This is a genomic window from Armatimonas sp. (assembly GCF_964826245.1).
Genome location: NZ_CBAYMC010000045.1, coordinates 1 through 21,420, shown reverse-complemented (window position 1 = coordinate 21,420; position 21,420 = coordinate 1). Strand labels below are relative to the sequence as shown.

23 protein-coding genes, 3 tRNA genes and 1 pseudogene are annotated in these 21,420 nt (G+C 59.5%); 11 read left to right on the top strand and 16 right to left on the bottom strand.

Annotation, left to right across the window (positions count from 1 at the left end):
- Positions 1 to 114: 114 nt before the first annotated feature.
- The 3 genes from AC1XOS_RS06485 to AC1XOS_RS06475 form a co-directional block, all read right to left on the bottom strand.
- Positions 115 to 188, bottom strand: a tRNA-Glu gene (locus AC1XOS_RS06485).
- A gap of 23 nt (positions 189 to 211) precedes the next feature.
- A tRNA-Asp gene (locus AC1XOS_RS06480) sits at positions 212 to 285 on the bottom strand.
- Positions 286 to 315: 30 nt separating this feature from the next.
- Positions 316 to 387: transfer RNA gene (locus AC1XOS_RS06475), tRNA-Val, on the bottom strand.
- Between the two features lie 208 nt (positions 388 to 595).
- On the opposite strand from AC1XOS_RS06475, the gene AC1XOS_RS06470 reads away from it, so the two are divergent.
- From AC1XOS_RS06470 to rsmI, 4 genes are read left to right on the top strand one after another with little or no spacing between them, the layout of a single operon-like run.
- The gene (locus AC1XOS_RS06470) at positions 596 to 745 is read left to right on the top strand and encodes a hypothetical protein (protein WP_481961402.1); all 150 of its coding nucleotides are present in this window, start codon (positions 596 to 598) and stop codon (positions 743 to 745) included.
- Between the two features lie 25 nt (positions 746 to 770).
- Complete coding sequence (locus AC1XOS_RS06465; protein ID WP_481961401.1) at positions 771 to 1,610, top strand: sugar phosphate isomerase/epimerase family protein; 840 nt, start codon at positions 771 to 773, stop codon at positions 1,608 to 1,610.
- On the top strand, positions 1,601 to 3,133 hold the full coding sequence (locus AC1XOS_RS06460) for a peptidylprolyl isomerase (protein ID WP_481961400.1): 1,533 nt from the start codon (positions 1,601 to 1,603) through the stop codon (positions 3,131 to 3,133). Before AC1XOS_RS06465 ends, AC1XOS_RS06460 begins: the two co-directional genes overlap by 10 nt.
- Positions 3,130 to 3,972, top strand: a complete 843-nt coding sequence (rsmI, locus tag AC1XOS_RS06455; protein ID WP_481961399.1) for a 16S rRNA (cytidine(1402)-2'-O)-methyltransferase — start codon at positions 3,130 to 3,132, stop codon at positions 3,970 to 3,972. The genes AC1XOS_RS06460 and rsmI overlap by 4 nt, the downstream gene beginning before the upstream one ends.
- Here rsmI and AC1XOS_RS06450 read toward each other — a convergent pair.
- From AC1XOS_RS06450 to AC1XOS_RS06440, 3 genes are all read right to left on the bottom strand, one after another.
- Entirely contained in the window at positions 3,957 to 5,249 is a 1,293-nt protein-coding gene (locus AC1XOS_RS06450) for a PHP domain-containing protein (protein ID WP_481961398.1), read from the bottom strand. The two genes, rsmI and AC1XOS_RS06450, sit on opposite strands and share 16 nt — an antisense overlap.
- 75 nt (positions 5,250 to 5,324) lie before the next feature.
- Positions 5,325 to 6,401 (bottom strand): Gfo/Idh/MocA family protein, encoded by a 1,077-nt coding sequence (locus AC1XOS_RS06445; RefSeq protein WP_481961397.1) that lies wholly within the window; start codon positions 6,399 to 6,401, stop codon positions 5,325 to 5,327.
- A 167-nt stretch (positions 6,402 to 6,568) separates the two neighbouring features.
- Positions 6,569 to 8,794, bottom strand: coding sequence for an alpha-L-arabinofuranosidase C-terminal domain-containing protein (locus tag AC1XOS_RS06440; RefSeq protein WP_481961396.1), 2,226 nt, complete (start codon positions 8,792 to 8,794; stop codon positions 6,569 to 6,571).
- A gap of 74 nt (positions 8,795 to 8,868) precedes the next feature.
- Between AC1XOS_RS06440 and AC1XOS_RS06435 the strand changes: the two genes are divergently transcribed.
- The 5 genes and pseudogenes from AC1XOS_RS06435 (at position 8,869) to leuD (ending at position 11,706) form a co-directional block, all read left to right on the top strand.
- On the top strand, positions 8,869 to 9,858 hold the full coding sequence (locus AC1XOS_RS06435; RefSeq protein ID WP_481961395.1) for a hypothetical protein: 990 nt from the start codon (positions 8,869 to 8,871) through the stop codon (positions 9,856 to 9,858).
- A 1-nt stretch (position 9,859) separates the two neighbouring features.
- On the top strand, positions 9,860 to 10,234 hold the full coding sequence (locus AC1XOS_RS06430; RefSeq protein WP_481961394.1) for a hypothetical protein: 375 nt from the start codon (positions 9,860 to 9,862) through the stop codon (positions 10,232 to 10,234).
- Between the two features lie 28 nt (positions 10,235 to 10,262).
- Complete coding sequence (locus AC1XOS_RS06425) at positions 10,263 to 10,835, top strand: LOG family protein (protein ID WP_481961404.1); 573 nt, start codon at positions 10,263 to 10,265, stop codon at positions 10,833 to 10,835.
- A 68-nt stretch (positions 10,836 to 10,903) separates the two neighbouring features.
- A pseudogene (locus AC1XOS_RS06420) lies at positions 10,904 to 10,987 on the top strand (class I SAM-dependent methyltransferase); the annotation flags it as partial.
- A 119-nt stretch (positions 10,988 to 11,106) separates the two neighbouring features.
- Positions 11,107 to 11,706 (top strand): 3-isopropylmalate dehydratase small subunit, encoded by a 600-nt coding sequence (leuD, locus tag AC1XOS_RS06415; RefSeq protein ID WP_481961393.1) that lies wholly within the window; start codon positions 11,107 to 11,109, stop codon positions 11,704 to 11,706.
- 239 nt (positions 11,707 to 11,945) lie between these two features.
- Here leuD and AC1XOS_RS06410 read toward each other — a convergent pair whose 3' ends face one another.
- A complete protein-coding gene (locus AC1XOS_RS06410; RefSeq protein ID WP_481961392.1) occupies positions 11,946 to 13,088 on the bottom strand; it encodes a glycosyltransferase family 4 protein in 1,143 nt (380 codons plus the stop codon).
- A 33-nt stretch (positions 13,089 to 13,121) separates the two neighbouring features.
- On the opposite strand from AC1XOS_RS06410, the gene AC1XOS_RS06405 reads away from it, so the two are divergent.
- Positions 13,122 to 14,195 carry an acetoin utilization protein AcuC gene (locus AC1XOS_RS06405; RefSeq protein WP_481961391.1) on the top strand — a complete coding sequence of 358 codons (1,074 nt, stop codon included), beginning with the start codon at positions 13,122 to 13,124 and terminating at the stop codon, positions 14,193 to 14,195.
- Complete coding sequence (locus AC1XOS_RS06400) at positions 14,189 to 15,328, top strand: hypothetical protein (RefSeq protein WP_481961390.1); 1,140 nt, start codon at positions 14,189 to 14,191, stop codon at positions 15,326 to 15,328. The genes AC1XOS_RS06405 and AC1XOS_RS06400 overlap by 7 nt, the downstream gene beginning before the upstream one ends.
- Positions 15,329 to 15,337: 9 nt before the next feature.
- On the opposite strand, the gene AC1XOS_RS06395 is transcribed toward AC1XOS_RS06400, so the two are convergent.
- The 9 genes from AC1XOS_RS06395 to AC1XOS_RS06355 form a co-directional block, all read right to left on the bottom strand.
- Positions 15,338 to 15,958, bottom strand: coding sequence for a Spy/CpxP family protein refolding chaperone (locus AC1XOS_RS06395; RefSeq protein WP_481961389.1), 621 nt, complete (start codon positions 15,956 to 15,958; stop codon positions 15,338 to 15,340).
- A 49-nt stretch (positions 15,959 to 16,007) separates the two neighbouring features.
- Entirely contained in the window at positions 16,008 to 16,895 is an 888-nt protein-coding gene (locus tag AC1XOS_RS06390; RefSeq protein ID WP_481961388.1) for a ComEC/Rec2 family competence protein, read from the bottom strand.
- Positions 16,871 to 17,356 carry a hypothetical protein gene (locus AC1XOS_RS06385; protein ID WP_481961387.1) on the bottom strand — a complete coding sequence of 162 codons (486 nt, stop codon included), beginning with the start codon at positions 17,354 to 17,356 and terminating at the stop codon, positions 16,871 to 16,873. Before AC1XOS_RS06385 ends, AC1XOS_RS06390 begins: the two co-directional genes overlap by 25 nt.
- A gap of 7 nt (positions 17,357 to 17,363) precedes the next feature.
- Positions 17,364 to 17,960 (bottom strand): hypothetical protein, encoded by a 597-nt coding sequence (locus AC1XOS_RS06380; protein WP_481961386.1) that lies wholly within the window; start codon positions 17,958 to 17,960, stop codon positions 17,364 to 17,366.
- Positions 17,961 to 17,976: 16 nt separating this feature from the next.
- Entirely contained in the window at positions 17,977 to 18,702 is a 726-nt protein-coding gene (locus AC1XOS_RS06375; RefSeq protein ID WP_481961385.1) for a hypothetical protein, read from the bottom strand.
- Between the two features lie 614 nt (positions 18,703 to 19,316).
- Positions 19,317 to 19,844, bottom strand: coding sequence for a hypothetical protein (locus AC1XOS_RS06370; RefSeq protein WP_481961384.1), 528 nt, complete (start codon positions 19,842 to 19,844; stop codon positions 19,317 to 19,319).
- Positions 19,831 to 20,352, bottom strand: a complete 522-nt coding sequence (locus tag AC1XOS_RS06365; protein WP_481961403.1) for an RNA polymerase sigma factor — start codon at positions 20,350 to 20,352, stop codon at positions 19,831 to 19,833. Before AC1XOS_RS06365 ends, AC1XOS_RS06370 begins: the two co-directional genes overlap by 14 nt.
- Positions 20,353 to 20,413: 61 nt before the next feature.
- Positions 20,414 to 21,043, bottom strand: coding sequence for an RNA ligase family protein (locus AC1XOS_RS06360; RefSeq protein ID WP_481961383.1), 630 nt, complete (start codon positions 21,041 to 21,043; stop codon positions 20,414 to 20,416).
- The coding region (locus tag AC1XOS_RS06355) for an AAA family ATPase (RefSeq protein WP_481961382.1) at positions 21,027 to 21,420 on the bottom strand (394 nt) is incomplete at its 5' end. The genes AC1XOS_RS06355 and AC1XOS_RS06360, both read right to left, overlap by 17 nt.

Below are 21,420 nucleotides of genomic sequence, written 5' to 3'. Positions count from 1 at the left end.
GGGCGCTTCATAATGTCCCACGACTTCATTATCGGAGGGAAGCCGAGGGCTGTCAAGCAAAACGCGAAGAGGAAACTCAGAAAAACAAAAGCCTCCGCAGGATACGGAGGCTGATAGCCCGTATGGGATTCGAACCCATGATCTCCTGGCTGAGAACCAGGCATCCTGGACCCCTAGACGAACGGGCCACAAGTGTTTTGGGAAAAACACACGGAGATGACGGGGCTCGAACCCGCGACCTCTGCCTTGACAGGGCAGCGCTCTAACCGACTGAGCTACACCTCCACAAAACTACCAAACCGCTATCTTCTCAAATGGGCGAAGAGGGATTTGAACCCCCGACCACCTGTTTGTAAGACAGGCGCTCTACCGCTGAGCTATTCGCCCTCAAGCAGATGCAGGGGAGATTGTAGCATGCAGAGACGGAGTTGTCAAGCTAGATTGCTCACCGCGCGAGTATAATCTTTTTGGGAGGTCGTTTCAATGGAGAGTACTTCGTCTTGGCAACTGCAGCAGGCCAAGCTCCTCACGTAGGCACAGCGGGTCAAGATCCGTGCCCAGGTCGCGCTCCAGAAAAAGAAGCTGGATACCGCGATTGTCTGGCTGGAGTCCTCGAGAAGCCGGCCTCACCTACCTACTTTCTAGCGCCTACGGCACGATGGATCCGCCGCAGTTTGACACGGCGATCTCGCTGCTGGAGCAGGCACAAGCGCTGGGCCACGAGCCAGGCAAGTCAGGCAAGTAAGACGAAAATGCCGTACACTTAGAGCATGTTACGTCTCTCTGTGATTACCGATGAGATTGCGCAGGACCTCTCCCACGCCCTCGCCGTTATGGCGGAGTATGGCCTCAAGGAAGCGGAGCTGCGCAATGTCTACGGCAAGTATATTGTGGATGCCGATGAAGAGCTACTCGTGCGTGTTGAGCAGGATCTAGCGGCAGCAGGCTTTACGGTCCCCTGTATTGATACCCCTCTGTATAAGTGCGCTCTGGGAGGCGCCGAAGAGGCCATGGGGGCTACGCACAATGCCCAGGAGCGCACTCTGGCCGACCAGCTCCCTCTGCTAGAGAAGAGTATCGCGCTGGCCAAGCGCTTCAACGCGCCCTACATCCGTATCTTTGCCTTCTGGAAGCGTGGGCCACTGACCCCGCAGATAGAGGACCAGATCGCCGAGGCACTCGCGCCTGCTTGTAAAGTGGCAGAAGCGGCGGGCGTGACGCTGCTCCTGGAGAACGAGCACGCGTGCTACTTAGGCACCGGGGCAGAGACAGCACGCATGGTGGCGCGGCTAAACTCTCCCGCACTCAAGATGCTCTGGGATCCGGGCAATGCACTCTGCGCGGGCGAGCTGCCTTTCCCCACGGGCTGGGAGGCCGCCAAGCCCTACACCGCGCACATCCACGTCAAAGATGCCAAGCAGCTCGAAGACAACAAGCAGCAGTGGGTGGTGGTAGGCGAGGGAGATATTGACTTCAAGGGCCAGTTCGAGGCTCTTAAAACCAGTGGCTTCTCCGGCGTGATTGCGTTGGAGACACACTACAAGCACCCTGATGGCCCCGAGGCATCGTCGCGGCCCTGCCTGGAAGGAATGATCAAGCTATGTCGTTGATGGGAATGAAGCAGCGGATTCAGAAGTTCGCGATCCCGGTGAGTATCGTGATTGCTGTCAGTATGCTGGCAGGCACCTTCATGAGCATGGGGCGGACTCCCGCAACCTCGCGCGCTCGTCAAGAGGCGCAGGCAGAGGTCAGTGTCGCCAAAGTGGGAACCGTGGATGTTAGCCAGCGCATGCTGGATCGCCTGGTAGATCAGCAGGTGCAGCAGTTTGCCATGTTCGGAATGCCCAAGCCGCCCGCCGAAGCGCTCGATAGCTACCGGCTCCAAGCCATTGAAGGAATCAAGTCCCAGCAGGCCCTTGTCGCGGCGGCCCAGAAAGCCGGGCTCAGTGTCAGCGAGGACGAGCTGAAAAAAGGCATTGATGATGTCTGGGATAAGCAGGGACGAGCCAGTATCGCGCAGCAGCTCAACCTCGATCCTAAAGCAAGTGACAAAGAGATCTCCGCCGAGCTTACCAAGCAGGGAGCCAATGTGAGTGTCGAGAGTCTCAAGCAGCAGCTTATTGTGCCTGATGCGGTTAAGATTAAGCTCTACAACGACAAGCTCACCAAGCTCCAAGCCGATAAAGTGACCCTGCAAACCTACAAAGTGCGCCATATCTTGGTCAAATGGGATGGCAAGACGACCACGGAGGCCGCTGCTAAGACCAAGGCCGAGAAACTTCTCGCCGAGGTCAAGGCAACCCCCACCAAGTTCGCCGCTATCGCCAAGGCCAATAGCGACGATCCCGGCTCAAAAGACAAGGGTGGGCTCTACGAGTGGAAAAAAGAAGAGCTTGCAGGCCTCGTTCCCGAGTTTAAAGCCGCCGTGGAGAAGCTCAAGGCGGGTGAGACCACCCCTGAGCTCGTGCGCCATGCTGATGCCAAGGGGCAGGGCTATAACGGCTTCCATATCATCCATCTGGATGCGATAGATCAGGCTGGCCCCGAAAAGCGTGAGGAGGCCGCCAAGGGTGAGATAACCAAGCTCGTGGATGCAGCGGCACCGGGCATCAAAGTAGATCTTCTTGCTCCTGGTCTCCTGGCCGCGAAGCTGGTTCAGGATGGCTCCAAAGACCCGAAAAAGCCCAACGAGAAGCTCCTGACGCAAGCACTCGCAGAACTGGACAAGATCAAGCCGGAGGACGACACCACAGGATCGGTGCTCCTGCGAAAGGCGACGGTTTTCGAGACTCTCAAGCAGCCGGAGAAAGCTATTGTGGCTCTGGAAGAAGCGGTTAAGAACAACGATAAAGTCGAGACCCGGATTCGCTTGGCGACCCTTCTGGTAGACAAAGCCAACAAGCCCGAAGCGATCAAGCAGCTTGCCTCAGCAGAGAAACTAGCCCTCCCTGAGCCTCAGATCTGGATGCAGCTAAGCCAGCTCTATACCAGAGCAGGCGATAAAGAGGCGGCAACCCGCACGATGCTGAAAAACCAGGAGTACACTCTGCGCCAGCAGCAGCTCATGGCCAAGGAGCAAGCCGCTAAGTCCGGGGGGATCAAGCTCCCTGGCGCTGAGCCTGAGAAAAAGTGAGTGCCGGAGTCCTCTACCTGATCGCTACCCCGATTGGGAACTTAGAGGACATCACGGCCCGCGCTCTTCGGCTCCTGCGTGAGGTGGATGTTATCGCGGCGGAGGACACACGGGTCACCCGCAAGCTTCTCGCGCACTTTGACATCCACACGCCTCTGATCTCCTACCACGCGCACTCATCGGCAGGGCGGCAAGATGCTCTGGTAAGCCGCTTGCTTGCCGGAGAGTCCGTGGCTGTGGTCTCCGATGCGGGCACGCCTTGCATCTCGGATCCGGGCGCAGAGCTGGTGGCAGAAGTAGCCGCCGCCGGAGTTCGCATTGACCCGATCCCCGGAGCCAGCGCGCCCCTCTGCGCTTTGATTGCCTCGGGGCTGCCCACGGGGCGCTTTGTCTTCGAGGGTTTTCTCCCGCGCACCAAGCCCGACTTCCGCGAGCGCGTGCGCCAGCTTGCCAAAGAAGAGCGCACGACGGTGCTCTTTGAAGCCCCGCCCCGCCTGATCGAGACGCTCAAAGCGCTGGCGAGTGCGTGCGGCGACGACCGCCCCGCCTCCGTGGGGCGCGAGCTGACTAAGAAGTTCGAGGAGCACGTCCGCGGCTCTCTCGCCGAGGTTATCGCACACTTTCAAGAGACACCCCCGCGTGGTGAGTGCGTGATCGTGGTGGGAGGTGCATCGCCCCAGCCCGAGGAAGCACCCAACCCAGACGCTCTGCTCCTCAAGGCCCTCGCCGATGGCAGCTCCCCCAAAGACGCCGCCCGAAGTGTCTCTGTCGCTACCGGGCTTGCCAAGAACGCCCTCTACCAGCGCGTGCTGGAGCTACGGGATCAAGACCCCACGTAGATCGGGTTGGTAAAGGCCCACGGCCGCGCCCCGACAAAAAGCGGCCCACGCTGTGCCCCGACGAGGTAGGCTTCGATCCGATAGGCACCGGGCTTGTCGGCGACATAGCTCAGGCTCCCTTTGCCCGCCGCCACAATGCCCTCTCCGGCCCTGTAGAGCCGCAGAAGCGCCGTCTCCGGCCCCGTCGCGATCAACATCGAGCCTAGCGGGGCATCGTCGCCCATGATGGCCCTCCTCCCCCCTGCCCCCCGGGTACCCTCTGGGTGCCAATCCTGGGAGGCAGGATTGGGAGAGGGGGAGAGAGTTGCGGAGAAGTCGAGGGCTATTTCCCCGAGGCAGTCGTAGGCGAAGTAGCAGTGCCCGGCGCGGAGGGCCTGCTGAACCGCCAAGATTTCCCCCCTCCTTCCCTCTCCTCCCAGGATTGGCACCCAGAGGGTCCCCGGGGGCTGGGGGAGGAGGGCATGGGTGGTCACGGCTCGAAACGAGTTTTCGTAGCTGGGGAGGGGGTGCTTCTTCTTGCCGATCTTCATGAGCGCGTGGGCATCGAGTGCGCCGAGCCCAATCTGCTTCTTGCCCTGCGCCAGTAAGCGATCCCAGCTCGCCAGCGAGGCGTCGGGGCGGGTGCAGATCGCCCTGAGCACGGCCAGCTCGCCTTTGAGCTTCCAGAGCGGCAGGAGCCAGGCCAGCGAGAGCAGGTTGATGTGCTCGCGCGCCACGGTCGAGAGGTTCAGCGCCTCCAGCCCCTCACAGCCCGTGGCGTCCCAGGCGTCCCAGGGGTGCTTCATGTCATCGGGGAGGGAGACCAGCGGGAGTCCCCCGGCGGCCAGAATCGCGTCTATGGCGACTTGTGGGTCTTGCCCCGGCGCGAACTCGAAGTCACCCGGTAGGTCCAGCGCGAGAAGAAATGCGCCGCCTTTTACGGTAATCTCGTCGCCCACAATCAGAAACGGAGTCTGCCCCGCGTAGCGCTCCTCCAAGCCATCGGCCTTGGGGCGCATGGTGTTGTGGTCGGTGAGGAGCACGAAGTCCACACCCGCTGCCTTGGCAGCCTCCATCACTTCTTCGATGGTGCCCGCGCCATCGGAGTAGGTGCAGGTGTGGACATGGAGGGCGCCGCGAAGGCAACCTCCCCCCGCCGCTGAGACGGCGACCCCCTCCGGCTTCGCGAAGGGGGTTAGGGGTTGCCATAAGAAACGCCCGGCGAGCGCGTCCCAGAACCCACGTGCGCCCAACACGGTGGTGGCGATTCGGAGCTTAGTGCGAAGCGATGAGGCCATAAAAAACAAATTCCCACCCCCTTTTTGGTTCCCCCGTTGGACGGGGGCTAGGGGGTGGGCAATGGGGGAGGAGGGCTAGAACGTCACCGTCTGGCCGGTCTCGCTAGACTTGTAGATCGCCTCCAGAACCTCAGAAACGACGCAGGCTTGCTCGGGGGTGACGATCAGCTTGCCGTTGCCGCGAACCGCCTCGATCCAGACACGAGCCTCGACATCCTCGGCCTTCGATGAGGCACCGTCGTAGAATGCGACCCCACCTGCATCGGTCTGAACCTTGGTGTCGTAGAGGCGCGAGTGGTGCTCGCCGTTGATCCAGAGGCCGCCGTTCATGTCCGAGCCCGCCTCGGTGCCAAAGAGCGTACACTTGGCCTCGCCTGCCTCGCGGACATTGAGCGCCCAGCTGGACTCTAGGTAGATGGTCGCGCCGTTCTTGAGCTTGATAAAGCCAAAGGCGCTGTCCTCAACCGTGTACTCCTTCGGGTTCCACGGGCCCCAGGCATTGGCGGCGTTCTCGCGGTCGGCCAGCTTGCGGAAGACCGAGCCGGTCACCGATGCCACTTCGTAGTTGCCCATCAGCCAGAGCGTGAGGTCGAGTGCGTGGGTGCCGATGTCGATCAGCGGTCCGCCGCCCTGCTTCTCTTCGTCCAAAAAGACACCCCAGGTCGGGACGGCGCGGCGACGAACCGCGTGGGCCTTGGCCATGTAGATCTCGCCCAGCTCACCGGCATCGATGCGCTGCTTGAGGGCCTGGCTGTCGGCGCGGTAGCGGGACTGGTAGCCAATGGTGAGCAGCTTGCCGCTCTTCTTGGCCGCTGCGACCATCGCGCGGGCACCATCGGCGGTCTTGGCCATGGGCTTCTCGCACATCACGTTAAGACCGGACTCTAGCGCCGCGATTGCGATCTCATGGTGCGAGCTATTGGGCGTGCAGACATGCACAGCATCCAGGCCACCCGCATTGATCAGCTCGGTGTAGTCTGTGTAGGTCTTAGCACCCGCTGTACCGTACTCTTGGGCAGCTTTCTCCGCCTTCTCACCCACAATGTCGCAGAACGCGACCATCTCGACACCTGGCACCGTCTTGAGGCTAGGCATGTGCTTGCCATTGGCAATTCCGCCGCAGCCGATAATTCCAACTTTGGTAGTGGACATAGATTCTCCCCGAATTTTTTTGATGTTTCCACGCGACGACAACGCCGCGCACGTTATCGCCTATGGTACCCAGAAAAAATTCGCTTGGCTACCCCGTAAAACTAACTCTCCCAGACTCTGGTAAACAGCAAGCGCCGAGGAGAACTCCCCGGCGCTTGAGATATCGCCTACCGGGTTTTCAGCCGCAGGATGCTCACGGAGTAGGCGGGCGCGGGATAGGTAAAGCTTGCCGAGACGCCACTAAGCGGCTTGGTGACCGGGACAATCTTAGTGGGCTGGGCGAAGGAGTTCTCCTCGTTGGGGCCACTGCCTGTCAGCACCGTCGCGGTTCCTTGGCCGGTGAGCTTGCCGACATTTTTCAGCGTGATCGCGGCCACTCGGTCGCTCTTGCCACCATTGACGAGCTTGACGAGAATATCGCCGGTCTTCTCGTCGCGGGTGCTCACGGCGTGGACATGGGACGGCGGCGGTGGGAGCGTGACATCGTGCAGGAGCTTGCCATCTAAATAACACTTGATGCGTGGGCCAACGCACTCGATCTTCACATCGTACCAGCGGCCCGTCTCGATCTTGCCCTGCACTTGGGGACGCAGAAGAGAGCTTTTCCCACCGCCCACCGAGCGCTCGATCTCGTGGCGGGTGTTGCCCCAGCCGCCCAGGTTCCACCAGAGAAAGTCTCCGGCGCTGCGGTTGTAGAACATCACCAGAAAGCCCTCGTCGCCGCCGTTTTTCTTGGCCTTGAGCGTGAGCGTGTAGTTGCTCGCGTTCGGGTCGCCGCCCGTGGCGCGGAAGTCCTCGCCTTTTGCGTTGGTCTGGCGCAGGCCACCGTCGTCGGTTTTTACCCAGCTTCCCTTCCCGGGAGTGAGGCTGACGGGCGTGCCATCCACCGCAATGTCTTTGTACTCCGCATCGGTGAGCCAGGTGCCCACTCCCACGCCGCCCTTGGTCTCTGCGGAGTCTGTCTCGCGGACAGCGGGCTGGGTGAGCGCTGTCGGGAGCACGATATCGCCACGGTTGGTGGAGAAGAGCTGCTGCACCCAGTAGCTTGGGGTGCCAAATGCCTGGCTGGAGTTAAAGACAATCGCATCCGGGTTCCAGGCGCGGTTGTTGGCATTGACAAAGAGCGGGGCGTAGCTGGCCATCACCACCACATCGGAGTTGCGCTCCATGCCGGTGATAAACGCCGCCTCGCCCAGTGCCGCGATAAGATTTCCCTCGCCACAGCCTTGCGTCACAGCGTACTCGCCCACATAGACTTTATGCTTGCTTCTATCGTAGCGATCGTAGCGGTTGGCCTGCTCGAAGAAAAACTGCGGGTTGTTGTAGTAGTGCTCATCCACGATTTCTATAGGCGCAGAGGTTGGTAGTCCTCCCCAGTCGTTAGCAATCGTGCGCACATAGGGATGTTTTGCTTTAATCGCATCAAAGAGCAGCTTGTAGCGCTCGTTGTAGCGCGGGCCGCCGTTCTCATTGCCAATCTCGATCAGCTTTAGCCCGAACGGCTTAGGGTGGCCGTTCTTAGCCCGCTCGCGTCCCCACTTGGTGGTGCGTGGGTCGCCATTGGCGTACTCCAGCGCGTCTAGTGCGTCTTGGATCACGGTATCCATCTGGCTAAGCGGCGTGACATCTTTATGGCTCATGCCGCAGTTGATCACAAAGAGTGGCTCCGCCTTAAGATCGTCGCACCAGAGCAAGTACTCGTGGAAGCCGAGGCCATTGGTAGCCTTGTAGCCCCAGATGCATTGGGTGCCGCCACGCTGATTCACCTCGCCGAGCGATGTTTTCCAGATAAAGCGATCCACGATACGGTCGCCTTCGACATAGCAGCCACCGGGGAAGCGCACAAAGCTGGGCTTCATCCCCGCCACGAAACTTGCCAAGTCTTTGCGTAGCCTCGCCTGGCCATGCGTGTCGGCAGGCATCAGCGACGGGTTCTTGAGTACAGTAGGAAACGCGATGGGTCGCAGCTCCAGGCGAGCATCGGGGCAGGAGGCGCTGGGGGTTAGCGTGGCGCTATTCTTGCCAGCCTTCAAACTCACCTTTGCCAGCACGGCACCACTTGTCGTTACCAGAGCTGCCGCTAGAGGGTTAGTGGCCTCCAAAGAGAGTACCAGCTTCTTGCCACGCTCGACACCAATGCCCCAGTAGCCTTCGGTGCGAACCCCACCCGAGCCCATGATGGTGAGCGCGTCGCCCTCTGCGGTCGCTTTCGCACCACTGAACGCGTCCCAGTACTTTGGGCCCTCGGCAAAATTCCGGTTGCGCAGCTTCTCAGGGTAGAGGCCACCATCGCCGGCGTGGTTGATCTCCTCAAAGAAGATGCCATGAAGAAGGGGGGAGAGACGAGGGCCGGGACGTGCGCCGTCCACGGTAAGGGTCATGTCAGCTTGCATGCTTCTATTATAATCTGATTTTCTAAAGAATGCTTACCATAGAATAAGCCGTTATCTAACGGTAGAATGTCAAGATGGAAACTCCAATAGCTCCCCGGCCTTTCACGCGAGGCGGCTTTCTGACAGCACTGGCGCTCTCGGTGACAAGTGCGCTGGGCATCTTGCAAGGCTGTGGGAGCAGTGGGAGTGCTTCCGATCCAACCCCCTCGCCTACCCCAACCCCCTCTCCGGTTCCAACCGCTACCCCTAGACCCACCGCGACTCCGGTTCCCACCCCGACCCCGACTCCGCGTCCCACGATCAAGCAAGTCTTCCGCTACACAGGAGCCAACCAGAGCTTCGTGGTGCCCACAGGTGTCACGTCTATTACCGTAAAGCTCTGGGGCGCAGGCGGCGGCTATGCAGGTGGTGGCGGGGCTTTTGTCACGGGGAACCTTGCCGTCACACCCAGAGCCACCCTCACGATTATTGTGGGAGGTGGCAATACCAGCAGCGGCGTGAACGGTGGCGGCGGTTTTGGTGGCGGTGGCGCGGGCTACAGTGGTGGCGGCGGACGGTCCGCGATCCGGCTGAGCGCGAACCTTGCTGTAATTACGGATGAAAAAGTGACGGCGGCAGGTGGCGGTGGTGGTCCCAGTGGCGGCGGCGGCGGATTAACATCGGGCACGAGCGGCAGTGTCAATGGGAGTTTTGGTGGTGGCGGCGGTGGCACGCAAACGGCAGGTGGCGTCAATGGCGCAGGCGGCTTCGTGGGTACCTCAGGAAGCCAGTTCAAAGGTGGTGAAGGCTCCAGTGGCGGCGGTGGTGGTGGCTACTGGGGTGGAGGCAGTGGTAGTGGAAGCGGTTTTAATGGTGGTGGCGGTGGCGGCGGGTCATCGCTGACCTCCAATCTCACCTCGTCGAGTGCCAGCGCGGCGGGAGCCTCGGGGAGCCTAGGAAAGGCCAGTGGCGCACTGCCAGGTGGGAGCACTGATGCAGACTACGTTGCTGGCGTGGGCGTCGGTGGGACCAGCAGTACGCTAGGCGGCAACGGCCTAATCGTGATCGCGTACTTGGGGCCATAGCATGACGTCCCAGCAACGCACCGAGCCGCTCGCGGCCTTCACACCCGACTCCCGCATTCTCTTCCAGGGCGACTCCATCACCGATGGCAACCGGGGCCGTAGCGCCGACCCGAACCATATCCTGGGCCACGGCTACGCCTTTCTTATCGCCGCCAAGTACGGTGCGGCTTTTCCCGAGCGCAAGCTGGTCTTTCTGAACCGGGGCATCAGCGGCAAAAAATCACGGCGCGGCTGGCAAAAAAACACGGTGCGGTGCTGGTGCCCTGCCAGCGCATCTTCACCGATGCCTGCAAGCGTGCGAGCGCGGACTACTGGATCTGGGATGGCATCCACCCCACCTACTCCGGCCACCAGCTGCTCGCGGATGCTTGGATAGAGGCGGTACGAAAGGCAAAATGGGGCAAGTGAAGGCAGTTTGTGTGTACTGTGGGTCGTCATCGAAGGCAAAGTCGGTGTATTTCGAGGCGGCCCAAGGCCTGGGAGCGGCGCTGGCGGCGCGCGGCTGGAGCTTGGTCTACGGTGGGGCGAGCTGTGGGCTGATGGGGGCCGTGGCCGATGCGACTCTGGCGGCAGGCGGTAAAGTCATCGGGGTGCTTCCGGATTTTATGGAAGACCGCGAGCTGGCCCACACAGGGATCACCGAGCTGCACATTGTGGGCTCCATGCACGAGCGCAAGGCGAAGATGGCCGAGCTCGCCGATGGCTTTATCGCGCTTCCCGGTGGCTTTGGGACCCTCGACGAGATGTTCGAGGTGCTCACCTGGGCACAGATCGCAATCCATACCAAGCCCTGCGCGTTCTACAATGTCAGCGGTTTCTACGACCCGCTCTTTGCTTTTCTCGATCACATGGCAGGCGAAGGCCTCCTTCGACCACACCACCGCGAGCTGCCCCTCATCCACCCCGAGCTGGAGCCACTTCTCGATCTCATCGCTGCCCACGAAGGCAGAAGCGATGATAAATGGGATCAAGTATAGCCTTTTCCTATCGTTTCGATAAAAACAATCCGTTGGACACGGGGCAAGTGGAGGCCTACAATAGCGGCATGAACACCCCTAAGTCCACCGTCGAGGAGATCCGCGCCCGCGTCGATGCCGATGTCGAGCGTTTTTCGAACCTAGAGACCGGCCCCGTCCGCTGCTCTGGCAGTGTGATTTATTGCAGCATGTCGGTTTTTCCCGTGTGGACATTCTCCATAAAAATGGCCCCTTTGCCGCCTTTGGTGCGGTAAAGTAGAGAGTAGAACCTATGAAACCTTTTACGAAAATTACCGGAGTTGCGGCCCCTATGGACCGCGTGAATGTGGACACCGATCAGATCATCCCCAAGCAGTTCTTAAAGCGCATCGAGCGCACGGGCTTTGGGGAGTTTCTGTTCTTCGACTGGCGCTACGAGGCCGATGGTAAGACCGACAATCCGTCCTTTGAGCTCAACGACCCGAAGCTCTCTGGGGCACAGATCTTAGTGACCGGCAAGAACTTTGGCTGCGGCTCCAGCCGCGAGCACGCGCCGTGGGCGCTAGAGGACTACGGCTTTCGCAGCATTATCGCACCGAGTTACGCCGACATCTTCTACAACAACTGCTTCAAAAATGGCATGCTCCCGATTGTCTTGCCTGAGGAGACAGTCTATGACTTGATGGCACGCTTGCAGAAAAACCTAGGTGCGGAAGTGACCGTGGACTTAGAGACCCACACTATCACCGGCCCCGATGGCTTCACGGCAACTTTCACCGTGGACGACTTTCGCCGTCACTGCCTGCTCAATGGTCTGGATGACATCGGCCTCACACTGCAAAACGAGGCGGACATTACTGCATTTGAGGCCAAGCGAGCGGTCGCCACTTAGATTCGAAGGGCCTGACGCACGGGGCTATCTTCGGGGGCGTTTTGTCGCAGAGCGTCTATTCACTGTGCTTATCTCGTCCCAGCGCACGGTACTTTGTTTACCCCAGAAGGTCATCGCAGCCACGCAAAGAGTATCTCAAAGACAAACTGCCCTAGAAATACCTCCGAAACGAGCGCTGCCTTTGTGCTTGGATCTGCATGAAGTCTTAAACGCCGTTTCGAGTGCTTTGGTTGCGGTCACTACTGCTTTTGAGCAAGCTCTTCGTAGAGGCCGTAGTACTGCTTACCGATCTTTTCCCAGGACTGCTCGGAAGCATGCGCTCGCGCGATAGACTGCATCCGTGCTCGTTGCTCGGGTTGCTGCACCAAAGCTTTAAGTGCTCCTGTCAATGCCTTGATATCATTAGGATCGTCAATAAGAAGGCCTGCACCAGGGGCGATCACTTCCGCTCCCCCCGTGGTGCGTGAGGAGAGAATGGGAATGCCCGAGGCGGCTGCCTCAGAGAGCACTAGGGCGCAGGCTTCGTAGCGTGAGGGGAAGACGAAGAAGTCGCTGGCACGAAAGATAGCGGCGATATCACGGCGAAAGTCGAGAAAGTGCACTCGCTTTGTCAACCCGAGCTGCTCCGCCAGCGCTGGGTAGGGACTGCCCTCCAGCCGCCCCACTACTGCTAGGTGGAAACCTTCGACTTGTGCCATGGCTTTTAGCACCGAGTCAAGATTTTTACGCGGCGTGCGGATATCCCCCGCAAAAACGCCCAAAACAACGTTCTCAGGAAGCTCCAATCCCGTGCGATCTGGCGTCTCCCCCTCAGGTAACGGGTAGAACTCATTCAGATCGGCTCCATTGTTAATCACTCGCAGGCGATCTTCGGGAACGCCAACAAGTGTCTTGAGCTCCTCGCGAACAGTTCCTGAGGCCGCCACTACCACGCGGGCTTGGTGGTAGGCATGGCGCTCCCAGTGGGCATTGCTCTGGGTATAGAGCCACTGGTACGCTCCGTAGAGATTACGGTTGGTGCGCGATGTGTGGAAGGTAGACTGAGCCCAGGCGGCATGAACATACTGCGAAGTATTAATGTCGTGGGGGAGGCTTGTACAGTAACCGTAGTTGTGCAAGATATCCGGCTTTTCTGTCCAACTCTGGATAATACGGTCTGCCCGATGTGCAAAAATGGCGACTTTAGGAAGATTTATCTTATGTGTCCAGGAGGGAAGGGGAACACGGTAGACCTCAATATCGGGGAGCAGATCTTCCGCAATGGCATCAGCGACCACACGAACGCGCGCCCCTTGTTTCAGGGCATACTTGACAATCTCGTAGTTTGCGCGTCCCTGACCATCGCCAGGAAGAATGTTGTGGGTAACGATCCCGATATGCATAACGCCCCATTATACCCAGAGGTATAATTTACTATGCCCCGAAAGACTGCCTTTCTCTACACCGATGATTTTCTCGCCTACGACCTGGGGGGGAAGCACCCGCTTCAGCAGTGTCGGCTTCAGCTTGTGGATCAGAAGCTCGCAAGCTTGGGGTCTTTTGAGGCTATCACACGCCTTGCTCCGACAGCCATTGACGAAGCCCTGTTAGGGCGCGTGCACACGGCGGAGTATCTCGAAGTTGTGCGGCGGGCGAGCAAGCCAAACCATGGGCTAGATCTTCGCCGCTTTGGGCTAGGGCCGGGCGATACGCCTGCGTTTCCGGGGATGTGGGAAGCGTCCAAGCTCTACGCGGGCGGAAGTGTGGACGCGGCAAAGCGGGTGCTCTCGGGGGAGGCGGAGATTGCGTTTAATGTGGCCGGTGGCCTGCACCACGCCCACCCGTGGAAAGCCTACGGCTTCTGCGTCTTCAATGACCTCGCGCTGGCGATCACGACGTTTTTAGAGTCTGGGCTGGAGCGGGTGATGTATGTGGATATCGATGTCCACCACGGTGATGGCGTGCAGGTCTGCCACTGGGACGACCCGAGGGTGCTCACGCTCTCGCTGCATGAGTCCGGGCGCTGGCTCTTTCCAGGCACGGGAGGCGTGGAAGAAACCGGCGGCGAAAAGGCACCAGGAAGCGCGATCAATGTTCCGTATGCCCCCTACAGCGGCGATGAGGTCTGGTGGCACGGCTTTGAGCAGGTCGTCCCGGAGGCGTTTGAGCGCTTTTCTCCGCAAGCCTTAGTGCTCCAGCTCGGGGCCGATGCCCACTTCGCCGACCCACTGGCGCACCTGCAAGTGACCTCGCGCACCTGGATGCGAGCCGTGGCAAAACTCTTCGAGCTGGGCCGTGACATCCCGATCGTGGTGACGGGGGGCGGTGGCTACAATATCGCCACGGTCGAGCGGCTTTGGACTTTAGTTGCTCTTACCTGCGCGGGGCTTCCTTGTCCTGAGAGCCTTCACGACACAGAAGCGCCCACACTCGATGCCGAGCAGCAACGCACTGCACGCGCCTACTTGGATACGCAGCTTGATGCACTCCGGGGAGCGCTAGGGTGGTAGAGCCAACTCTTGAAGAAGAGGCGCTGGCGGCGGAGGCGGCGGCGCGGGATGCCTTTGCGGCGTTTTACAGTGGCCTGACCGGCGGTGAGGATCAGAACGCGCTCCCCCCGGAAGTCACGCTTGCTCTGGCACGCTGGGTAGAGGCCCGCAAGCGCTGGGAGCTGGCCCAGACCGAGACAAAAGTGCCTTCCATGCCGCGTCTTGGCCTCAAGCCGCCTGCCTCGGTGATGCTTCCCTCTTCGTTGCCTGCTCGGGATGCCCTTGCCGCGCTCTTTGCCCCGCAGCTCTGGCAGACCGAGGCATCAGGGCTAGCCATGGTTGCTAAGGTCAGTGACACGGCGCAAGTGCGCGTGGAGTTTGATGAAGTCTTAGGTTTTGGCCCAGAGCAGGCCATCCGACAGATCGCCCGCTCGGGCCCCGCCGCCGCCCAGACCTTTCTGGCGCTGGCGAGCCTCTGGATGGAGCGCCTCGCAGGGCAACCACACGAGACTTATCTCACGCTGGCGGCATCGGACTTACTCCGTTTTCAGGGAAAGAAAGCCACCCCAAAAGGCGGCTACCACCGGGACGATATTATCGCCAAGGGCCGTGATCTCTATCTCCTCAGCCGGATCACCGTACCCCATGCCATGGGAAGCGAGAGCATGGCCCTGGGGCGCTTGCTCTCCCTAGAAGCCCTAGAGGCGGGCCAGAGCGACGAGGGCCAGAGCATTATGCGATTTCGCTACCACCTAGGACAAGAGGCGCATGGCTGGATGCAAGAGAGTGTCGCCCAAGTCGCGCCTCGCCTGCTGTCCTACCACCCCGTTCGACAGAAATACCAGATTCTTTTGGGGTTCTGCCTGGCCTGGCATATCGGCAACCATCCGGAAGAGACCGAGCTCTCTCTGCCACATCTGCTAGAGCTGGCCGCGATTCCGATGCCGGAGAAGCGCCTCTCAGAGTTTCTTACCAGTGTGGAGGACGCGCTGTCGGAGCTGGCCTCTGATGGGATTCTTCCGGGAGTGAAGCTCCTCAAGCCACAAGGCTGGCACGAGCTCCTTGCCTCTCGCCAGACACGTCTCTTGCTCCAGAAAAGCTGGGTACAGATAGAAAAGCCCCGGCCAGAGCTTGCTGGCCGGGGCACACACTAAGCCTGCGGCTTAGTTGCCACCACCACGGCGACCACCGCCTTGCATCAGGGCGGCGCGCTCTTTGGCTGCCTTCTCTAGAACGGCCATCTGTGCAGGGGTCAGGTTCAGATCCGCTGCGTACTGGAGCAGGCCGAACTGCTGCATGATCTTCCAGCCCGGCATCGCTGCCTTAAGCGCGGCTGACTGATCCGGAGTCAGCATGGCCTCGATTGCCTTGCTGTTCTTGGTCTCCTCGTTGCGGAGCTGCTCCTGCTTGGCACGCATCTCTTCCATCATCTGCTGCATCGCTTCACGGTCAAAGCCGCCACCGCCTGCGCCACCCGCACCACCGCCAAAACCGGCAGGACGCATTGCCTTACGGGCAGCATCGAGCTTGTCTTGCATGCCCTTGATCTTGGATGACTGATCTGCCGTCAGCTTCAGTGCTGGGGTCAGGACGGTAACCGGAACCTGAACCACGCTCAGCTCTCCGCCGCCCGGACGGCCAAACTGTCCGCCGCCGAAGCCGCCGCCGAAGCCGCCTCCACCGAAGCCTCCGCCACCCTGGCCACCACCACGTTGAGCAAAGGCAGGCACGCTCATCATCATTAATGCCGCCAGAGTGGCAGCTACTCGCATCGTCTTATGCATGGAAAAAAACCTCCAGCTACCATCTTGCCACTCATTTCTGAAGAAAGGATTAAAGTGAACTTAGTGGCATTAGTGAGAGCTGCCTGCCCTCTGTTTCGAGCAGGATTGCGCCTTGTTGATCCGTCCGAAAGGGCTGGACGTGAGATTGTTGTAGCCGTGTTAGTGTCTCTTGGTGAGGGTGCCCAAAGCGGTTTTTTCGTCCGCAGGAGAGAACTGCCATTTTAGGACTCACCGCGCGTAGAAAACGCGCACTCGTCGAGCCACGGGAGCCGTGGTGGCCGACTTTTAGTACATCGGCGGAGAGATCAAGCCCAGACTTAAGTAAGCTCTCTTCGGCCTCTCCCTCAGCATCGGCGGTGAAGAGGATGCGGGCCTTGCCATAGACGAGCCGCGCGACAATGGCGTTGTTGTTGTCATCGCTGCGCGTGCCGCTGAGGAGGGGCTCGGTAGGGTGGAGGATCTCTAGCCGGACACCGCCTCCCAAGTCAAAGCTCTGGCCGCGCTTGGCCGTGTGAACCGTGATGCCGCGTGCTTTCCAGGCGGCTCGTAGCTGCTCCATAGGCGAGCCTGACACGGCAGATAGCCCGGAGTCGAGTGCCGCACGCACCGCCAGCCGCTCCGTGACGGCCCGAAGCCCCTGGACATGGTCGTCATCGGGGTGGGTGGCGATCAGCAGGTCAATGGTGGAGATTCCTCGGCTCCGCAGAAACGGCACGACAATGCGCGTCCCCGGATCTGTCCCCGCCTCAGGAGCGGATGGATCGCTGGGAATCCCCCCGCCGTCTATCACCACCACTTTCCCCGAGGGGGTCTCGATGACAGCAGAGTCGCCCTGTCCCACATCGAGAAAGGTCACCCGGAGCTTTTTAGGGGCCTGATGGCACCCCGCCAGCAGGCCCAGAGCCGCCAGCGCTAGTGCTTGATCTCGCCGATCCACGGGTTGGTGTAGTTCGTCGGCTTGTTGCCCTTAACGCCTCGGCCTGCGATCTGCACCGCCCCGTTTTGTGCCACCAAGATCGCCTCCGCAAGGTTCTCACAGAGGTTACGGTCCGAGTTGCTGGGGCCACCTGCGATCAACCGATAGACGAGGCGCGGATGGCGCACGGCACGCTTAAGAAGATAGTCGTCGGGCATGGGCTCCGAGTCGGCAGTATGAAGCGTGATCGTGCAGCCATCGCCCTTGGACGACGAGAGGCTAAAGAAGCGCCACGCGGGGCCATCCACGGAGAACTGCGCCCCTGCGAGGCCTGCCTCCGCGTGAATGGTTCCCGCTTCATCCAAGACACCGGGCACAAAACCACGCTCCGATAAAAAATCCGCAAGCTCTGCAGGAGTGAGTGGCTCGGTGGCATGAGTCCAGACATGGGCGATAGCGACGCCTCGGGGAAGTTCAGTCATACAGGCATTATACAGGCACTGGCGTCGCCGTCAGCGTGACGGTGGCGCTGCCCCACTTAAATGAGATCGGTTCCCCAAACGCAACCTGGCGGAACGTGACTGCCAGTTCGTTTTCTTGATCCTGTACACCTGCCTTGGCACTGCCCCAGTTGATGACCACCAGATCGTCGCGTATCGGAATGCTGACAAAGAACGAGACACTTCCCCCGCTATCGATATGGGGAACGACATCCAGTGAGTACGACTTCCCCTCCGACCGCACACTCAGACGTGCCTGCTTGTTGTTCTGAACCTGAACTCTTGCCTGAGAGTCACCGATGTTTAGGCACATCACGACCTCTTTGGTCTTCACATCCAGAAGCCGCAGCAGTGCCACCAGCTCATCCAGCGCTCCCGACTTGGCCTGCACTGTGATCTCTTGCTTCAGATTATCGGGCGAGAGGCTTACCACTCCTCTGGGCAGAAGTGTCCGCACAGGCTCTTTTGGCCGGGGAGATTTGATATTAGGGTTTATGTAGTTGTAGGTGGGATCGGCGAGCAAGGCCACAAAGTCTATGGGGAGGATATATCGGAGCTTCAAAACTCGGGTTTCAAGACGGCGCATGGGATTCATTCTTTCGTTATTTTTTTGGCGGCACTTCGCCACGCTTGCGGATTGAGAGAAACGCGCTGCCTTTGCTGTCGCGCTCCAGGCTCCAGGTCACATTGTAGCTGTCGCAGACCAGATTCAGGGCACTACTAAGGCTAACGCTCTCAAAGCGAAACGAGCGCTTGAGCGTGCTGGTCTCGGGCGAGAGCTCCAGCTGACGGTTTGTAGTGCGCAAAAGCGATTCAAGTGTAGTTCGAATGCTGGCACTTTCGACCTCCAACGAGACCATCTCTTTTAGGTAGGCGGTAGGTGGTGTCTGCACGAGGGGTGTGGCCTCACGAGGAAGCTGCTCCGCGATGGCATGGATGGTGTCGAGGGAGTCTCTCAGGACTTTGATGGGGCTTGGCGTGCTCTTGAGGCGCACAATGCGAATCAGTGTCCTGCCGCCTTGGGCCTCTGCCGTCCACCCGACGCCGAGCGACTGTGTGAGCATGTCCAGCGCGGTAGGAAGCGCTACCCCGTTGGCCTTGATCGTCACTTTCTGCAGCCGTAGCCCAGGGTAGCTCCACTCCGGATCGCGTGCCTGAAGTGCCTGAATGTCCGCGACGAGAAAGCTATTAGACTTCCCCAGAGAGAGCTTGAGGCTCGGGTCGAACTGGTGGTCTACGCGTGCATCCAGCAGCGCCATCAGCGCCCCGACCCCATTGCGATCTATCAGGTTCACATTGACCCGAATCCCCTCCAGTTGCTTGCGCATTGCCTCAGAAACGGAAACGCTCTCCGGGTAAGACTGCGAACTCTCGGTAGGCAAGCCCGCCCAGGCCGATTCATAGAGAAAGGACTCAGGAGCGGGAGTGGTTTTGAGTCGGACAAATCGAACGATTACCTCGCCGTTGTCCTCACGTGCCGTCCAACCGACCTTGGCGGACGCTGCGATTTTGTCCAGAAAATCTAGAAATGTTAGCTCCGCTGGCTCGCATTGAACAGTCCCATGTTGGATTCCCATAGGAATACCAAGTACTACTCGCATACCAAGATTGCTCAGTTGCTCGTTAAGGTTTTTAGGTGTCCTTATCAGCTTTAAGGGATAGAGAGAATCCTCGAACTCTATAAGATGCTCCAGGTTGAGGGTTTTATTGTTATTCAGAACTTGCTGATAACTGACCACACTGGAAATTCGTGGAATATCTTGTCTTACTTCGGGAATAGCGAGATTGTACTTTTTTAGTTTTGCGCGAAGCTCTGCGGGTACGGTGACTTTTTCAGGGTAGACGGTTTGGACACCTGTTTGGGAAGTGGATTCGTCGGCGCTCTGAGCAAGGGCAGCTATCGTAGGGCAACTGAGTAGTGTCGCAAGCAGTATCAGGGTTTTCATGGGGTTTGTAGCTCCTGTCGCAGCTCATCGGGGGTGATGGGGCGGACGGCGATGACGATCATTTCACCCGTCTCTCTCTCTTCTGGAAGAGAAATCTTTGGCTTTTCTTGTATGATCTGTCGTTTTTCTCTCGCGACATGCAATCTTCTGACCACTACCAATGACCTCCGTCGGAAAATGCCTGGTTTTCTTAGTGCGATGTGTGATTTTTTGATAGTGACGTGTGGTTTTTCTCTGTCAATGTCAGATTTTCTTTGTCCGACGTCTGATTTTATAAAGGCAATGTCTGATTTTTTTATCGCGACATCTGATTTTTCTCTGACGACGCTTGTTTTTGAGCTTGCTATCCACCATATCCCCGCCAAAACCAGTGCCATCAGAGGCAAGACAAGTCCTCGTGTTGCTCTTTTTAGTGAACTTGGCACCGCGATAGTGCCCTCGCCCTCTAAATACTCTAAGCCCTTCAAGGGATCAGCAGCGCGGATTAAATCCGAGAGGCGACGCTCTCGCTTAAAAAAGATCATGAGGAAGCTCCTTACGAAGGCGCTTTCGAGCGGCGAAGAGGCGCGAGAGGACGGTGCCAAGAGGCAGCTCCAGGGTCTCGGCGAGCTCGCGGCAAGAGAATCCTTCCCAGTAGTGCAGGATTAAGGGGGTGCGGAGGGTCTCCGGAAGCGCCTCGATGGCACGCTGCACCTGAGCCGCCGCATCGCGCTGGAGGGTAGTTGCCTCCGGGCCAGAGTCCGGGGAGAGGAGGGCACTATCGAGAAGCGTGGCCTCGCGCTTTTGTTGTCGCCATCGCAAAGCAGCATGTACCGTCAGCTTCGTCAGCCACGCCGGGCCAGACTCTAGCCGACGGAGCCCTGCAAATGCCTGCGCCGCCCGAAGCCCCACTTCTTGTGTCAGATCATCGGCAGCGTCCGCACTCCCCGAGACACGTACTGCCAGCCGCCACAGCCGGGGCCGCTCCGCCTCCCAGAGCCGCGCAAAAACCGCGTCACTGCAAAGCGACGATCCCACGGGCTGACTCAGCATTGCCTCCACAGCTATAAAAGATACCGGAGAAGCCCATCTTATTTGAGGCAAGCCCTACTTTTTATTCCCAGCCGCTCTCCCAGTCTGCACCGAGCGAGGCTTTGAGGCGCTCCCGATACGCATTGGTCTTGACCTTGCAGCGCCAGTCGCCCTTAAGCCCTTTGCAGACCACGCCCTCAGCCACTCCGAACTTGCCTTTTCGCATATCGTCGGTGAACTGCCCGGTGAGCTTTCCCCGGTAGACGATGCGTGGGATCGGCAGGTGCCCGAAGGCTTTGACAAAGTTCTCGGGTGCGACAAACGCTTCTCTGGGAAGCGCCAGGTCAAAGAAGATCAGCCGCTTGGGTTCGTTAGTTTTATGCTGGCCCGCAAACGAGCCCTGACCGAGAAATTCACAAAACGCCGTGGCTTCGTCGGTTTCGTAGCCTTCGAGCACGTCGCCAAGTCCCGCCGCGAGCGTCGCCTGAAAGACTTCGGCGGCCTCGGCAAGCTCGGGGTGCGCGTTGGCAAACTCGGCGATTCCATGCTCCGTAAGATTAAACCGATCCCGGCGTGTCCCGAACGCATGCCAGCCAAACCCGCGCTCCCAGCAGAAGTGCAGGTTCGTGCCATCGAGTTTTTCAAAGGCAATGCAGCGCTCGCCAAGAACAAGAGCTTTCTCGCTGCTGGGCATCTTAGGGTAGTAAAGCATACTCAACTCCGTGGGCCTCAATAGTTGTGGGCACTTCCCAGCGATCCAGGTACTTGTGCATCACGGCTTCGGGGACGGCGGTGGTGCGGTTGCGATTCTGCGTAAAGAGCCGGGCATGGGGCGCTTCTTTGTAGATAATTTTAATGCGGAAGCCGTAGTCGGCAGCGAGGCCTAGCGGGCGAGCGCGTAGCTCGTGGCGCAGGTTGGTGGCGTTCCAGACAAAGTCTTGTTTCTGGCGCAAATACACCCGTGCCCGCTCCAGCGCCGCCATGGCCACGGGCTCCTGCGGGTCGGTGGGGGCGATTCCCAGCTCTTTGCGAAGCACGTCTAAGCTCACCACCGGCAAGTGCGAGAGATGATTCTGGATATACGTGTCC